At 29.9% G+C, this 14,659-nt stretch carries 18 protein-coding genes; 11 read left to right on the top strand and 7 right to left on the bottom strand.

Translation table 11 applies throughout. From position 1 onward, the window contains the following. Positions 1-196: 196 nt before the first annotated feature. Positions 197-982, top strand: coding sequence for a tRNA pseudouridine(38-40) synthase TruA (gene truA, locus ACJJVO_RS05110; RefSeq protein ID WP_405571248.1), 786 nt, complete (start codon positions 197-199; stop codon positions 980-982). A 216-nt stretch (positions 983-1,198) separates the two neighbouring features. Here truA and ACJJVO_RS05105 read toward each other — a convergent pair whose 3' ends face one another. Beyond that, on the bottom strand, positions 1,199-1,420 hold the full coding sequence (locus ACJJVO_RS05105; protein ID WP_115816621.1) for a hypothetical protein: 222 nt from the start codon (positions 1,418-1,420) through the stop codon (positions 1,199-1,201). Between the two features lie 404 nt (positions 1,421-1,824). On the opposite strand from ACJJVO_RS05105, the gene ACJJVO_RS05100 reads away from it, so the two are divergent. The 3 genes from ACJJVO_RS05100 (at position 1,825) to ACJJVO_RS05090 (ending at position 3,800) form a co-directional block, all read left to right on the top strand. Then, positions 1,825-2,727, top strand: a complete 903-nt coding sequence (locus ACJJVO_RS05100; protein ID WP_405571245.1) for a mechanosensitive ion channel family protein — start codon at positions 1,825-1,827, stop codon at positions 2,725-2,727. Positions 2,728-2,849: 122 nt separating this feature from the next. Then, positions 2,850-3,014, top strand: coding sequence for a hypothetical protein (locus tag ACJJVO_RS05095; protein ID WP_405571244.1), 165 nt, complete (start codon positions 2,850-2,852; stop codon positions 3,012-3,014). Positions 3,015-3,122: 108 nt separating this feature from the next. Then, entirely contained in the window at positions 3,123-3,800 is a 678-nt protein-coding gene (locus tag ACJJVO_RS05090) for a DUF2461 domain-containing protein (RefSeq protein ID WP_405571241.1), read from the top strand. Here the strand turns inward: ACJJVO_RS05090 and ACJJVO_RS05085 are convergent. Together ACJJVO_RS05085 and ACJJVO_RS05080 are read right to left on the bottom strand one after the other, a co-directional pair. After that, positions 3,795-4,241 carry a hypothetical protein gene (locus tag ACJJVO_RS05085; RefSeq protein ID WP_405571239.1) on the bottom strand — a complete coding sequence of 149 codons (447 nt, stop codon included), beginning with the start codon at positions 4,239-4,241 and terminating at the stop codon, positions 3,795-3,797. The genes ACJJVO_RS05090 and ACJJVO_RS05085 overlap by 6 nt on opposite strands. A 13-nt stretch (positions 4,242-4,254) precedes the next feature. After that, a complete protein-coding gene (locus ACJJVO_RS05080; RefSeq protein ID WP_405571237.1) occupies positions 4,255-4,668 on the bottom strand; it encodes a glyoxalase in 414 nt (137 codons plus the stop codon). 202 nt (positions 4,669-4,870) lie between these two features. On the opposite strand from ACJJVO_RS05080, the gene ACJJVO_RS05075 reads away from it, so the two are divergent. After that, entirely contained in the window at positions 4,871-5,263 is a 393-nt protein-coding gene (locus tag ACJJVO_RS05075; RefSeq protein ID WP_405571234.1) for an acyl-CoA thioesterase, read from the top strand. Between the two features lie 49 nt (positions 5,264-5,312). On the opposite strand, the gene ACJJVO_RS05070 is transcribed toward ACJJVO_RS05075, so the two are convergent. Then, on the bottom strand, positions 5,313-6,548 hold the full coding sequence (locus ACJJVO_RS05070; RefSeq protein ID WP_405571232.1) for a mechanosensitive ion channel family protein: 1,236 nt from the start codon (positions 6,546-6,548) through the stop codon (positions 5,313-5,315). Next, a complete protein-coding gene (locus ACJJVO_RS05065; RefSeq protein WP_405571231.1) occupies positions 6,541-6,837 on the bottom strand; it encodes a DUF3817 domain-containing protein in 297 nt (98 codons plus the stop codon). Before ACJJVO_RS05065 ends, ACJJVO_RS05070 begins: the two co-directional genes overlap by 8 nt. Before the next feature lie 318 nt (positions 6,838-7,155). On the opposite strand from ACJJVO_RS05065, the gene ACJJVO_RS05060 reads away from it, so the two are divergent. The 6 genes from ACJJVO_RS05060 to ACJJVO_RS05035 all read left to right on the top strand — a co-directional run bounded on the left by ACJJVO_RS05060 (position 7,156) and on the right by ACJJVO_RS05035 (position 11,273). Next, on the top strand, positions 7,156-7,632 hold the full coding sequence (locus ACJJVO_RS05060) for a DUF4251 domain-containing protein (protein ID WP_405571229.1): 477 nt from the start codon (positions 7,156-7,158) through the stop codon (positions 7,630-7,632). A gap of 92 nt (positions 7,633-7,724) precedes the next feature. Next, on the top strand, positions 7,725-8,426 hold the full coding sequence (locus tag ACJJVO_RS05055; protein ID WP_405571227.1) for a hypothetical protein: 702 nt from the start codon (positions 7,725-7,727) through the stop codon (positions 8,424-8,426). 185 nt (positions 8,427-8,611) lie between these two features. Further along, complete coding sequence (locus ACJJVO_RS05050) at positions 8,612-9,073, top strand: cold-shock protein (protein ID WP_405571225.1); 462 nt, start codon at positions 8,612-8,614, stop codon at positions 9,071-9,073. Between the two features lie 154 nt (positions 9,074-9,227). Further along, entirely contained in the window at positions 9,228-9,803 is a 576-nt protein-coding gene (locus tag ACJJVO_RS05045) for a fasciclin domain-containing protein (protein WP_405571222.1), read from the top strand. A 126-nt stretch (positions 9,804-9,929) separates the two neighbouring features. Continuing rightward, complete coding sequence (locus ACJJVO_RS05040) at positions 9,930-10,406, top strand: GyrI-like domain-containing protein (RefSeq protein ID WP_405571219.1); 477 nt, start codon at positions 9,930-9,932, stop codon at positions 10,404-10,406. Between the two features lie 48 nt (positions 10,407-10,454). Next, entirely contained in the window at positions 10,455-11,273 is an 819-nt protein-coding gene (locus ACJJVO_RS05035; protein WP_405571217.1) for a hypothetical protein, read from the top strand. Between the two features lie 6 nt (positions 11,274-11,279). On the opposite strand, the gene ACJJVO_RS05030 is transcribed toward ACJJVO_RS05035, so the two are convergent. Together ACJJVO_RS05030 and ACJJVO_RS05025 are read right to left on the bottom strand one after the other, a co-directional pair. Next, positions 11,280-13,508, bottom strand: a complete 2,229-nt coding sequence (locus ACJJVO_RS05030) for a DNA topoisomerase 3 (RefSeq protein ID WP_405571216.1) — start codon at positions 13,506-13,508, stop codon at positions 11,280-11,282. Between the two features lie 59 nt (positions 13,509-13,567). Continuing rightward, positions 13,568-14,500: a peptidoglycan DD-metalloendopeptidase family protein gene (locus tag ACJJVO_RS05025; RefSeq protein ID WP_405571213.1), complete on the bottom strand. Its 933-nt coding sequence runs from the start codon at positions 14,498-14,500 to the stop codon at positions 13,568-13,570. Positions 14,501-14,659: the final 159 nt, after the last annotated feature.

The following is a 14,659-nucleotide window of genomic DNA, read 5'->3' as shown; positions in this document are numbered from 1 at the left end:
AAGCTGCCATAGTCAATGATTATGGCAGCTTTGTTCTTTTAATACTATTTAGAAAGTGTGTTTACATCACAGAATTAAACATTAGAAATTTCCATATAATAATAAGTGATTAACATCCTCATACTATTTTTAAATTTCGAATTATAAAAGTAAGCATTGCTTTTGGAATCTTCTAGAAATTAGCGTTCTTGCCATTATGTTTGATAAACGTTATTATTATCTCATTAAAATACAATATTTAGGCTATCGTTTTCATGGTTGGCAAAAGCAACCTGATGTTAAAACGGTGCATCTAATGATAGATCGTACATTAAAGTATATACTTCAAAACACACGATTTAAGACTTTAGGAGCCGGACGAACTGATGCCATGGTTTCTGCTAATGAAGCCGCTTTAGAGTTGTTTATCTATAACGACCCAATTCAAGATTTTGATGCATTTTTAGATTTATTTAATCATAATTTACCGCAAGATATTAGAGCTTTGTCTATAGAAGAAGTAGATAAAACTTTTAATATTATTCAAGATTCTAAGTTAAAAGAGTATCATTATGTGTTTTCTGAAGGTCGAAAAAATCATCCATTTTGCGCTCCTATTTTAACTACAATTCTCGAACCGTTAGATGTTGATTTAATGAAACAAGGAGCCAAATTATTTGAAGGCTCTCATAATTTTAAAACGTATTGTTATCGCGCTACTGACAGAGGTGAATATTTAAGAACAATAGAATTTTCAGAAATAGTAGACAACGATATTTATACCGCTAATTTTTTTCCTGAGAAATCGTATGTATTTAAAGTTATTGGTAAAGGTTTTATGCGAAACCAAATCCGGTTGATGTTTGGTTGTCTCATAAAATTGGGTAGAGGAGAGGTAACTTTAGATTATATTAAAGAAACCTTAGAAAATGAAAGTACTGAAGTAATGGATTATATTGCTCCAGCTTCTGGTCTTATATTACATTCTGTAAATTTTGAATGAAAGCTCTTAAATTATGAAGCATTAAAAAAGGCATTAGATTAAAATCTAATGCCTTTTTTAAATTTGGTTGGTTATTATACTAATTAGTTATTCTTCTTTCTCTTTAATAATAAGTTAAATCAACTTATGTTATATAAAAATTTAATAAGATTTCAATCATTTTTGAATGAAAAACATATTGTATTTAGTTTTAGAAGAAATCAGTAAAATTTAAACTTAATCTGCTACGTGTAATTTAGGCTCTTTGTCCACAAATTTTCCGTTAACAGATTCACCTAATATCATCACTTCTTTAGAGCGTTCATACATTTTTATAGCTCGATGCATCTGTAATTTAGTTCCGCTATAAAGTTTTACACCTGATCTTGAGCCTTTATTTCTTATTTCAATATAAAAACCGTCCTTAAGTGCTGTTGGTCTTGTTGCTGGTCTACCCATAAATATAATGTCTATTTTAAATATAGTGCATGATAGGAAAAAAACTTAAATCTCACAAGTTTATTTCATAACATTTATTAATGAAGTTATTCACGTTTCTAAATCTTATTAACTCTCAGTCTTTTATTAAATAAAAATGTGTTTTCATGATGCATAATGCCATTGATTTCACACAATTAATATGCTTTTTACGAGTTAATATTCATTAAAATTTCCGCTATTCAGTTAGAAAAACGTCAATTCTTTGAAATTGAATTGAAATTTTTAAGCATTGTATTAGAGTCAAGACTTATAGTATAAGAGCAAAACATATGATTTAATCCTTTCGATATTTGTAGAAGACAAGTTTCAAGTATAAAATTCTAATACTTCAAATGTCTTCAAACCTTAATTATAAATATATCATGAAAGAACAATTCAATACAGCTCTAGGAAATTTATTTGACAAATTAATAGGATGGTTTAATGCTATTATAGAAAACATTCCAAATATGGTTTTAGCCATTTTGGTTATGGTAGCATCCTACTTTGCCGCCAAATATGTGAGTAAATTAGTCAACAAATTAGTAAATAAACGTGTAGAGCAAGAGTCTATAAAACAAGCCATTTCTAGAGTTAGTGCAGTTGTTATTGTAGCATTAGGGCTTTTTATGGCGCTTGGTGTTCTTAATTTAGGCAAAGCCTTAACGTCATTACTTGCAGGTGCAGGTGTTGTTGGTTTGGCTATTGGTCTAGCGCTACAAGGTACATTGGCTAACACTTTTGCCGGATTAATTCTTTCTTTTAGAAAAAAAATACAAATAGGGCACTGGGTTGAAACCTCAGGTTATTCAGGAGAAGTGATGGATATTAATCTTAAGGACTTTACATTAAAAGAAGCCGATAATAATGTAGTAATAATTCCGAATAAAACCATTTTAGATAATCCATTAAAAAACTATTCACTAACTACAAAAATGAGAGTTTTTATAGAATGTGGAGTAGGTTATGAGTCTGATTTAGAAAAGGTAGAGCAGTTAACAAAAGACGTTATAGCGCGTACTTTTGATCAAGTAAAATCTGCTGAAGATGTAGAATTTTATTATACAGAATTTGGAGATAGTTCCATAAACTATTTATGTCGTTTTTGGATTGATGCAGAAAGTATGCTAGAAAAATTAAGAGCTAAAACCACTGCTATTATCGAAATTAAAAAAGCATATGATAAAGAAGGTGTTAATATTCCTTTCCCTATTAGAACTTTACAATTTGATAATAAATTAAATATAAAAGCGCCAAACATGAATGAAGCTTTTACAAACAATTAATAAATTTTAAAAAATCAAAAACTATTCTTTTTATAAGTTAAAAATTAAAGAATTAGAGCTAACATAAAATTAAGATGATAGCGATATTTACATTATATACTAATCACTAAAATCATATAAAGATGAAAAAATTAAGTTATTTATTTATAGCCTTATTTAGTTTAAGTTTAATGACAACTAGTTGTAGAGAGCAGAAAACAACTGAAGATAAAGTTGAGGATGCCATAGACGACGTTGGTGATGCTATTGATGATGCAGCAGATGATGTTGAAGACGCAGTAGACTAAATAATCTACAATTTTTTAAATAGTACATGTAAAAAGCTATCGTTAAGATGGCTTTTTATATTTTTATAAAATAAATGAAATTATTATAACCAATAGCACTAATCCCTAATGAGTCTTTCCATACCAAAAGAAGTATTTACCTTTTTTAATAAGCTAGAAAAAAATAATGATAGAGACTGGTTCAATGATCATAAACCAGAATTTAAAGCTATTGAAGCGAAAATGAAAAAGGTTTATAATCATTTAGGCGAATTGATGAGTACTTACGACCAAATTGAAAAGATTAAGATCTTTAGAATTTACAGAGATGTTAGATTTTCTAAAAACAAATTGCCTTACAAAACACATTTTGGTGGTTCGTTTGCAAGAAAAAAACCCGAATTAAGAGGAGGTTATTATGTACATATACAGCCAAATAATGAGTCTTTTATTGCTACAGGGTTTTGGGATCCCAATAAAGAAGATCTTTTACGCATAAGAAAAGAGTTTGAAATGGATGATAGTGAAATTCGCGCTATTTTAAACGACAAAACCTTTAAATCTACTTGGGGAAATTTTACAGGTGATGAACTTAAAACAGCACCAAAGGGCTTTGATAAAGCGCATTCTGCCATTGATTTAATTAGAAGAAAGCAATTTATTTTCGTTAAAAAATATACAGATAAAGAAGTGCTTTCAGACCATTTTATAAATGATGTTAATGATGCCTTTAAAAATATTAAACCCTTTTTTAATTATATGAGTGATGTGTTAACCACCAATTTAAATGGTGAGTCCATTTTATAAAACTTCTTCAACCAAATAACTCTTATCGTTAAACTTAAACTGGTCTCCTTTTTTACGATGTTTTAATAGTTGGCCTAATGGAGAAGCCAATGAAATAATGTAATATTCAGCAGTTTCAAGTTCAACTTTCCCAATACTTAAGGCGATAAAAAACGTTATGCTATCCGTTTTTACCAAACTTCCTAAAACGGCTACCTCAGAAACTAAATTTGGTCGTACCAATTTTAATTGCTCACGCATTTTGTTGGCATCATTTAGATAAGTCATGTTTTTTTCTAAATCATCTAATAATTTAGAATTACCAGAATCATCTTCCTCATTACTAACTTTATCATTGTTTTCAATAGACTCTTTAATTAATTCTATCTCATTTTTATAACCCAAAACGCGTTTATCAGCATAGCGTTGGCAAAGTTCTATAAGTTGTGTTTTTATTTTCATTAAGACCAGACTATTAAGCCTGTAGTGTTTTAGGTTGAACAAAAAGTTGAATACTGTGAATTAAACGTTCTTTTACAATGGCCATCATACGTTTGTTTAAAGCCGAAGAATTTTTAATATACAGTTCATATTCTTCAACCGTAAATTGCCCAATAATCATTCCTTTTAAAGAATTTCTAAATTTTATGTCTTTTTGAATTGCATTAGTAATGTATTTAATCTGTTCTTCTAAAGACAAATCGAGAAAAATATTTTTATGTTTAGCTATATAATTCTTAAAAACAGCAATAAGCAAATCGTGCTGTAGTTTAATTATAGGCCTTAAAGTTTTATTCTGAAATGCTTCTTCAGCACCTATACCATCGTAAACTCTGGCAGATAAAATTTGGGGTCTAATAGATAATAAGTCATTAAATCGAGAAGCCATAATTACGTGTTTAAGGTTTAATTCTGAATTAAAATTAAGCAAATAGTTAATGCTTCAATTTGCTAAAAAAATATCTTGTTAACGCTCTTATTAACATTGTACATTTTAATATTCATAAATCTAATGCATTTGTAGCCTTTAAATTTGTAGGAAGTTCTATCTTTATATTAAGATAATAACACAATATAAAACGTAAAAAAATATGAGATTTCATACTAGAAAATGGGTAAAACCTGAAGACTTAAATCCAAATGGTACATTATTTGGAGGACGACTTTTAGCTTGGATAGATGAAGAAGCCGCACTTTATGCAACCATTCAATTAGAAAACTCTAAAGTAGTCACTAAATATATGTCTGAAATTAACTTTATGTCATCTGCAAATCAAGGTGATATTGTAGAAATAGGCATTGGAGTTAAAAAATTTGGAAAATCATCTTTAACAATTCATAGTGAAGTAAGAAACAAAATGACAAGGGAAACCATAATAACCGTAGATAATATAGTCATGGTTAATTTAGGTGAAGATGGAAAACCTGCTCCTCATGGAAAAACTAAAATAGAATTTGTAAAAGACAGATTGAATAATGCTTAGTGATACTAACATTATTAATAAATTACTAAATTAGCTTTAGGTGAGTTTATTAAGACTTACCTAAAGCTAATTCGTAAATTTCTAAATCAAAATATTTTACGGCAGCTAATACGTGGTCAAAAATATCTCCTATAATGAACTCATAGTTTTCCCATTTCTGATCTTTACTAAATGCATAAATTTCCATTGGAATACCTTGAGAAGTAGGTTCTAATTGACGCACCATTAAGGTCATATCTTTATTTATTGCCGAATGATTCTCAATATAAGTCTGTAGATATTTTCTAAAAACACCAAAATTGGTAAGATTTACACCATTAATAAGAACTGATTTATCAGCACCATGAGCTTCATTATACTTTTTTATCTCCTTTGATTTATGTTCAATATATTTAGAAACCAATTGAATTTTTTTCAACTTTTCAATGTCTTCAGCTTCTAAAAATTTAATAGTAGACACTTTTATAATAACGGAACGCTTAATTCGTCTACCACCAGAAGATTGCATACCTCTCCAGTTTTTAAACGAATCTGAAATTAAAGCATAAGTAGGAATGGTGGTTATGGTCTTATCCCAATTTTGAACTTTAACGGTTGCTAAATTTATTTCTATAACATCACCATCAGCACCATATTTTTCAAACGTAATCCAATCTCCAATACGCACCATGTCATTAATAGAAACCTGAATACTAGCTACAAAACCAAGAATTGTATCTTTAAAAATTAAAATAATAATTGCAGAAGCAGCACCTAAAGTCGTTGCAAATTTAAAGAATGATATACCTGTTAATATAGCTATTGCCGAAAATATACCTATTAACCAAGCAAAAATCATAAACACCTGTATGTAGCTGTCTATAGGTTTATCTTTATAATGCGTAATTGTTTTAAGATAATCTTTTATCGATTTTAAAATACTACGTATAATACTAATGGTTAGTACTATGCCAATAACCTTTAGCGTTTTTGCGGTAATGGATTCTACAAATTCAAAATCGGTGAAAATTTGTGGTACAAACTCAATTAATATAATAAGCGGAACAATATGTGCCACATTTCTAGGCAGCCTGTTATCTATTAAAATATTATCGAAATTGGTTTTGGTGCGTTTTGCGACTGCAGAAGAGAACCTCCATAAAAATCGTTTAGTCACATAATCTATAGCAAACACCACAATAATAACACCTAACAATAGGCCTATCATGTTTAAAAAACTAGCAGTTTCTTCTGATAATCCTTTTTCTATAAAAAAATCGAATAAAATGTGTTTAATGTTAAGCACGACTGTGATTATTTAAGTATTTTTTATCAATGTAAAATGTACCAAAAGGAAGAATAGAGGCAATAAGTACAATCCAAAGTGTACGTGTAGACCATTTCATATAAGCACTTATTAATACGGCAATAACAACATAAGCCATAAATAAAAGACCATGTGGCATTCCTAATAATTTTACATATTGAGGATCTTCATAAAAGTATTTAATTGGTGTTGCAATAAATAATAATAAGATATAAGAAACACCTTCTAACAACGCTATAATCCTAAAAACAGGCACTAATTTTGACATGCTAAATATTTTCTGCGAAAGTACTATAGAATTGAAGAATAAAAGCAGATTTTAACAGCTTTTAAGATTCTTTAAATGGTATAAACTTAAACATTTAAGAGAACTTATTTTATTAAGAATAGAAAACGATTCTGGTAAAGTAATTAAACAAGGAAGAAAAAGAATTTTGTCTGAATTTAATTCAAGATTGAATGTTTCAGTTTTTAGATGTAAATTGCGATACATATAATTTTGACCTTACGGTTTCAAATCATATATTAAAAATTATATACCATTGATAAGATGGTTTAGTACAATTATTCTTAGATATAAAATATTATGAAAAAATTAGTTTTAATAGCTTTACTTTTTAGTCTGTCTGCAACTACTATTGTAGCTGCACAATCCAAGCAAGCACAGAAGGAAGTCTTTGCATCTACGTATCATAATACCAAAACATTAGTGAACACACAACAGTTTTTATACGTTGGTGAAATGGTTTATAATAATGAAACTAGGGAAGTGCTGAATGGTGAAATAAAGACATTAACAATTGACAAGTCTGAAGTTTCTGGGAAAGTTATTTCTGTACGTTCAGATAAAAAGACAATTAATGTTACTGGTAAAATTGAAGATTACATGGCTTCATTTGATGACCAAAAACAAGAAGTTAATATTTCTTTTAACGTAAAAACAGAAAGTGCAACAGTAACTATAAATATAGAAATTAAGCCTAATGGAAATGCTTTTTTAACAGTTTCTTCTGCAGGTAATGAAAAAATTTCTTGGACTGGAAAACTAAAAAGCATGTCATAAAAACATCTTAATTTAGGTTTGTAACGTACATAAAATGTTCATTGTTATTTTATTAGCAATAACAAACCAAATCTAACCTAAATTATATTTTTATGAACCTACTTAAATCTGCGCTACTTGCAGCTATTGTGAGTATTTCACATTTTTCTTATTCTCAAAACACATCAAATCAAGATGCTAAATTCGCTGTCGGATTTTCAACAGGCCTAAATAGAGGATTGGCATTCAATGTTAATTTTACAGCTTTACATCCCGTTGAAACCTTACCGTTACACTTCAGATTTGGAATAGGATATACAAATTTAGACCCAGGAAATTCTGCTGACGCAAGACGTATATTTATTAATAATGCAACAAATGGAGTACCAGAAGAAAAAGGAAAAGCATTTGACTATCGCTTAGATTTTATGTGGAAAACCGATTTATTAAATCTAGAAGAGTCCTATCTTGTATTTGGACCGCGTTATTCTAGTTTTACTGCTAATTTTAATTACATCGGTGGAAATGAAGACTTTGATGTCACCTCAAAGCAATTTGGGCTAGGTATTGGAGCAGAAGCACAATTTAAAATTTCAGAACAATTTAATTTAGTTGCTGCAGTAGGCTTAGATTACTTTTTTAATAATACTTTAAAAGGTCACGATACTTCTTATAGTCCTGATAATGACAATGTAAATCCTAGAAATAATAACGAAAATAATGATACTCAATTTACATTTAGCGATGCAAATAAGGCTATAAAACAGCCAAGTCTTATGCCTAGAGTACTTTTAGGTGTTGTTTATAAGCTATAAAATTTATTATATGGTATAGAAATTGTATCTTTGTCACTAGTTTATTGAAGATATACTACACAAATAACATTATCCTTAAAGTTATTGTAATAGATTTTAATACTATTCATTGTTAAGTTGATTAACTTGTTTGCATTATAAATATTTTCAAAAGCACTCACACATATTAATTTTTAAAACTACGAATGGCTAAATCACAACAAACTTTTAGTAAAAGTGAAAAAGAAAAAAAACGATTAAAAAAACGAGAAGACAAGCGCAAGAAAATGGAAGCGCGTAAACTCAATAAAGATGAAAATGGCTCAGAAGGAATTCCTATTGCTTATGTAGATCATAATGGCAATTTAACAGATACTCCTCCAGATCCAACAATGAAGGTGAAGGTAAAAGCAGAGAACATTGTTCTAGGTGTACCTACAAAAGAAGAATCAGATGAAGATCCTTTTGATCCAATTAGAAATGGAAAAGTATCATTCTACGATAGCTCTAAAGGTTTCGGTTTTATTATAGATACTGAAACTAATGAGAAACATTTTACACACGTCAGTGGTATTATTGACGAAATTACAGAAAACGATAAAGTTACTTTCGAATTAGAGAAAGGACAACGTGGAATGAATGCTGTTAGAGTGAAACTCGTTAAATAGTATTTACTCATAAATTTTTATAAACCATCATAATTAATAATTATGGTGGTTTTTTTTGTCTTAAAGTCTCATTATTATATAAATTTTTAAGTTTTAAAAACCGACCTATCAAAATCTTCGTAGGTAGAGAAACAATTAATTTAAAACTTAAAAGATGAAAACGAAAACATTTATTTCAACATTATTATTAACTGTAGCATTATTGTTCGTAACCACAACTATTGCACAGTCCAAAATGAAAAAAGATACTAAAATAGTTGGAGGAGCTGAGATGTATCCGTCCAAAGACATTGTTAGTAATGCTGTAAACTCTAAAGACCATACAACTTTAGTTGCTGCAGTAAAAGCAGCAGAGTTAGTAGAAACTTTACAAGGTGATGGTCCTTTTACAGTATTTGCTCCAAATAACGCAGCCTTTGATAAGCTGCCAAATGGTACTGTTGCTACATTATTAAAGCAAGAAAATAAAGAAAAACTTCAGGCGGTCTTAACCTATCATGTGCTTGCAGGTAAGTATAGTGGCAAAGATATTATGAAAGCCATAAAAAAAGGAGGAGGAAAAGCATCGTTTAAAACAGTAAACGGATCAATGATTACGGCTATGATGGATGGTAAAGCTTTGGTATTAATAGATAATGCAGGTAATAAATCAACAGTGACAATTGCAGATGTAAATCAGTCAAATGGTGTTATTCATGTTGTAGATACTGTAGTGTTACCAACTATGTAAAAATATATTTGTTAGGGTAAAGAATTAGTTTATAAATTTTGGTTGGTGTTAATACTAATTCTTTGGAGCACAAGTTTAAACACTTGTGCTTTTTTTATATATTTAACTCTCATTTATATCACTTTCATGACTCCTAAAATAAAAGAATATCCTATACTAAAAGTAATAGGCTTATCCACTCATATAAAACTAAATGAACAACATAAAATTCCGATGCTTTGGAAACTCTTTATGCCAAGAAAGCAAGAATTAAAACATTTGGTTTCTAATGAGTTAATAGCAATGCAAATTTTTAGTCTATCACAAAATGGTAAGCCTAAAGAAGAATTTGAAATTTGGGCCTGTGCAGAAGTTAATGATTTCACTGACATACCTTTAGACATGAAAAGTTTCACTATTCCTAGTGGTAAATATGCAGTTTTTGTCCACAAAGGCATGGATGCTTCTAAAACCTATCAACAAATTATGACCGAATGGTTACCAACTTCTGGTTATGAAATTGACGATAGACCACATTTTCAGATAATGGGAGCGACCTATAAAAATGGCAGTTCAGATTCTGAAGAAGATTTTTATGTGCCGATAGTAACAATAAAAGAATAAAAACATGGTTTCTTTTTATATCGGTAACAATATGAAAACGTAAAAAAAATGAAAATTGTAAGAACTATTTTAATGATAAGTTTGTGTTTTCTTTTAATGTTACAATCATGTAAAAAGGCGGAAAACAATTTAATAGAACCAGCTTTAAAAATAAAAGGATTAGCTATCCTAGAAGGAAGTTCTTCATCTATTCAATACTCACCTAAAGGAAATTTTATTCATGTTAAACTCCCTGATTCAGGGTTATGGCAGTATATAGTGCTTAAAAAAGCTAATCAGTTTATTGACTTTAAGTTGTTTTTTTCAGATGAAGACGAAAAAAGAAGTCTTCTTTATGATAATTTATCTTTTGGTGAATATCAAATAGAATATATTTCTCAATTGAGAGATACTATAGTAGATAAGCTAGAATTTAATAAGAGTATTGAATTAGACTTTCCACAAAAATTAAATGAATTTTACAACAATATAAGTCTTAAGGAGTTAAAAAATATAAGCCTTAAAAAAAATGATACATTGCAATTATTATATCGACATAATGGGTGTTTTGGTGCTTCCGAAACTTTAGTGGAGTTTTTATTTAAGGATATTGATGAGATTAGTTTAAGAAAAAAAAATGTTTTAGGATCTACTTTAATGACTAATAAAGATTGGGTTTATATTGAAAATACCAGCATTAAAGAGAGTCTTAATCAATTTATATTAAAGTCAAAAACTTTAGTTTATTCGAATTTAGATTTATGTACTTCCGATATTAATTATACATTCAGGAAAAAGCATACAAATACTATAGCTGTGATAAATGATAAATCTTGTGAATTAATAGAAGAAATTGAGCGCGTCTTAAACCCAAGAAAACCAAATTAAAGACGCTTAAAACGCAACCCTAAAATCACATCCACTCTTATAATTACTGCAACCAAAAGCAGCTTTTCCTTTTAGTATTTTACCTGTTTTGCATTTAGGGCAAGCGTCACCAGCTTTAATAGCTTCTTTTTTAACAGTTTGTTTTGGTTCAAATTTCAATTTATAAGCATCATCAAAGCGTAATAAACCTTCTTGGGATATTCCTTCAATTTTAAAACCTTTTAAATTTACGGTTGAGCCTTTACTTAGTAATCTAATGAATTGCTTTTCTGAAATTTTCTTTTCTCCAAAACTAAAAGGCAAGGTAAAATCACAAGATTTACCATAAAGGTTACAGCCATAAGCCGATTTCCCCTTTAAAAGTGAACCAGATTTACATTTAGGACAAGAACTTCCAATAAGATTTTCCGCTTTTGATTTTGTCTTTGTTTTAGATTTTGGTTTTCCGGCAGGTTTATTATTCACTGCAGAAATTCGGTTTTCTACTTTTTCACTTCGTACCTCGTAAACTAAAGCATCAACCATGCGCTTCATACCTCTAATAAAAGCGCTTGCAGTATAGTCTCCTTTTTCAATATCCTTTAATTGTTTTTCCCAAGAGCCTGTAAGTTCTGCAGATTTTAAAAGTTCATTTTGGATGGTGTCAATAAGTTGAATGCCTGTAATCGTTGGTAGAATCTGCTTTTTATTTCGCTTTATGTATTTACGTCTAAATAATGTTTCAATAATATTGGCACGTGTAGACGGACGTCCAATACCATTCTCTTTCATTAAATCTCTTAACTCATCGTCTTCAACTTGCTTACCTGCAGTTTCCATAGCACGTAAAAGCGTGGCTTCTGTAAACTGATTTGGAGGCTTAGTTTGTTTTTCTAAAAACGAAGGTTCATGTGGTCCTTTTTCTCCTTTTACGAAAGTAGGTAGTAAGGCATCTTCTTTTTTATTCGATTTTTCCGATTCAAAAACAACACGCCAACCTTTAGATAAAATTTCTTTCCCAGTCGTTTTAAAATTTACATCTGCAGCTTTTCCTATTACTGTGGTGTTAGACACTTTACAATCGTCATAAAAAACAGCAATAAAACGTTTTACAATAATATCGTAAACTTGCTGCTCATTGTATTGTAAATGCGTTTGCATTCCGGTTGGAATAATGGCATGGTGATCTGTTACTTTTTTATCATTAAAAACACGAGTAGACTTCTTTATCTTTTTGTTTAAAATTGTAGCTGTAAGACTCGAATAATCAGTTAGTTTAGATAAAATACCTTTTACTTTAGGATACACATCATTTGGTAAAAATGTGGTATCAACTCTTGGGTAAGTAACCGCCTTTTTCTCGTATAATTTCTGAGCAATTTTAAGTGTATCATCTGCTGAAAAACCAAACTTAGTGTTACAATATACTTGTAATCCTGTTAGGTCAAATAACTTTGGTGCGTATTCTGTTCCTTTCTTTTTAGTTGTAGATACAATTTCAAACTCATGCTCTTTTACTTTATTAGCGAGTATTTCTCCATCTTCCATTTTAAGAAAACGGCCTTCTTCATAACTAAAAAGAGTATCTCTATAAAGTGTTTGTAATTCCCAATAAGGTTGTGGTACAAAATTTTCAATTTCCTTAAAACGATTCACAAGCATTGCAAGGGTAGGAGTTTGAACGCGTCCAACAGATAATACCTGTTTATATCCACCATGCTTTACGGTATAAAGTCGTGTTGCATTTATACCCAAAAGCCAATCACCAATGGAACGCGAAAAACCAGCATAATAAAGGTTATCGTAATTTTTTGAAGGTTTTAGGTTTTTAAATCCTTCTTTTATAGCTTCAGTGGTTAAAGATGATATCCATAATCGTTGCACTTCACCTTTATAGTTGGCTTTGTTTATAACCCAACGTTGAATTAATTCTCCCTCTTGGCCAGCATCACCACAGTTAATCACTACATCTGCTTTATCAAATAAACTTTTTACAATGTTAAACTGCTTTCTAATCCCATCATTATTAGACACCTTAACCTCAAACTTTTCAGGTAACATGGGCAAGTTGTTTAAATCCCAACTTTTCCAATAAGGTTTATAATCAACAGGTTCAAATAAGGTACAAAGATGTCCAAAAGTATACGTAACGGCATAACCATTGCCTTCGTAGTAACCATCTCGTTTGGTGGTAGCACCTAATACAGACGCAATTTCTCTAGCAACACTTGGTTTTTCGGCAATACAGACTTTCAAATTAGATTCATTTATTTAGAAGGTGCAAAGTACTGAATTTTATAAATTCTAACTTCGTTTTAAAGTTCTAAAACTAACTTTTGACCAATTTTTAAAGGAGAGTTTTGTTTAATCGCATTGGTATTACATAATGCAGCTACAGACATATTATTACGTCTAGAAATACCATAAAGCGTATCTCCTTTTTTTACCACGTAAAATCTAGGTTGCCTGGTTAAACTTAATAAAGCAGCTTCATCAGCAGATTTTATGACTTGTACTTTACTCGCTAACTTAGAATTATGAAACCTAGCATGCGTCCATTTTTGGGTCACCCAAACTCGTTTTTCTCTAATCTCATTTTTAGGAGAAAAATCAAACAAGTATTCAGGATGTATAGGTTCACCTTTATAAGTCAATTCTAAATGTAAATGACTTCCTCTTGAATTTCCTGTATTTCCACCTTTTCCTAAATATTCTCCCTTTTTAATGCTATCATTAGCTTTAACGCCAATATGAGATAAATGAGCATACGTAGATTCTAAACCATTGTAATGTCTTACTACAACTACATTTCCAAAACCATTAGTGTATTTTGCGTAGCGCACAACACCTTCTAAAACAGAAGCGACAGAATCACCAGTTACTAAATCGATATCTATCCCTTTGTGAGGTCGTCCTCTTCTCCAACCATAGCGAGACGTTACCACTTTTATATGTGGCACAGGAGATGCATAAGTGCTATCTGTAAACGATAATTCTAAAGGAAATTGTTGAAACGTATTACGGTATGGATTATAAACAGTAGTATCCCAATGATCTGCTTTTATATCAACTACAGGAACAATTGTAGAGATAGATACTAAAGGAATTTCAATAGCTTCAACTAAAATACCTTTATTAAATTTTGCCGTTGGCAAGTCAATTTTTATAGAACTAGTAAGGGAATCTTCTTGTGCGAAGGTTAATATGGTACTGCAAACAATAGCAATACATAAAAAAAAGTTTTTCATAGAGGGAAAAAATAATCTAATAAGCTTTTGAAACGTAAATATATAATAATTATTGTTTAATCATAAAATGGGAATTTAAGATTGACAAAAGGTATTAAACTATCTCATTTCTGTATGAGTTATAATTACTTATATATGAGCTAAAAGACTTATGTAAGT

The organism is Winogradskyella sp. Asnod2-B02-A (genome assembly GCF_045063645.1).
In the GTDB taxonomy this organism is placed as follows: Bacteria; Bacteroidota; Bacteroidia; order Flavobacteriales; family Flavobacteriaceae; genus Winogradskyella.
The sequence above is the reverse complement of the archived record's forward strand: the minus strand, read 5'-3'. Positions and strand labels throughout refer to the sequence as shown.

Bases quoted from the DNA above. Each gene is read 5' to 3' on its own strand.
- ACJJVO_RS05100 (WP_405571245.1), top strand. From the start codon at position 1,825: ATGAAAGAACAATTCAATACAGCTCTAGGAAATTTATTTGACAAATTA.
- ACJJVO_RS05065 (WP_405571231.1), bottom strand. From the start codon at position 6,837: ATGTCAAAATTAGTGCCTGTTTTTAGGATTATAGCGTTGTTAGAAGGT.
- ACJJVO_RS05095 (WP_405571244.1), top strand. From the start codon at position 2,850: ATGAAAAAATTAAGTTATTTATTTATAGCCTTATTTAGTTTAAGTTTA.
- truA (WP_405571248.1), top strand. From the start codon at position 197: ATGTTTGATAAACGTTATTATTATCTCATTAAAATACAATATTTAGGC.
- ACJJVO_RS05060 (WP_405571229.1), top strand. From the start codon at position 7,156: ATGAAAAAATTAGTTTTAATAGCTTTACTTTTTAGTCTGTCTGCAACT.
- ACJJVO_RS05040 (WP_405571219.1), top strand. From the start codon at position 9,930: ATGACTCCTAAAATAAAAGAATATCCTATACTAAAAGTAATAGGCTTA.
- ACJJVO_RS05045 (WP_405571222.1), top strand. From the start codon at position 9,228: ATGAAAACGAAAACATTTATTTCAACATTATTATTAACTGTAGCATTA.
- ACJJVO_RS05080 (WP_405571237.1), bottom strand. From the start codon at position 4,668: ATGGCTTCTCGATTTAATGACTTATTATCTATTAGACCCCAAATTTTA.
- ACJJVO_RS05090 (WP_405571241.1), top strand. From the start codon at position 3,123: ATGAGTCTTTCCATACCAAAAGAAGTATTTACCTTTTTTAATAAGCTA.
- ACJJVO_RS05050 (WP_405571225.1), top strand. From the start codon at position 8,612: ATGGCTAAATCACAACAAACTTTTAGTAAAAGTGAAAAAGAAAAAAAA.
- ACJJVO_RS05025 (WP_405571213.1), bottom strand. From the start codon at position 14,500: ATGAAAAACTTTTTTTTATGTATTGCTATTGTTTGCAGTACCATATTA.
- ACJJVO_RS05075 (WP_405571234.1), top strand. From the start codon at position 4,871: ATGAGATTTCATACTAGAAAATGGGTAAAACCTGAAGACTTAAATCCA.
- ACJJVO_RS05085 (WP_405571239.1), bottom strand. From the start codon at position 4,241: ATGAAAATAAAAACACAACTTATAGAACTTTGCCAACGCTATGCTGAT.
- ACJJVO_RS05105 (WP_115816621.1), bottom strand. From the start codon at position 1,420: ATGGGTAGACCAGCAACAAGACCAACAGCACTTAAGGACGGTTTTTAT.
- ACJJVO_RS05035 (WP_405571217.1), top strand. From the start codon at position 10,455: ATGAAAATTGTAAGAACTATTTTAATGATAAGTTTGTGTTTTCTTTTA.
- ACJJVO_RS05055 (WP_405571227.1), top strand. From the start codon at position 7,725: ATGAACCTACTTAAATCTGCGCTACTTGCAGCTATTGTGAGTATTTCA.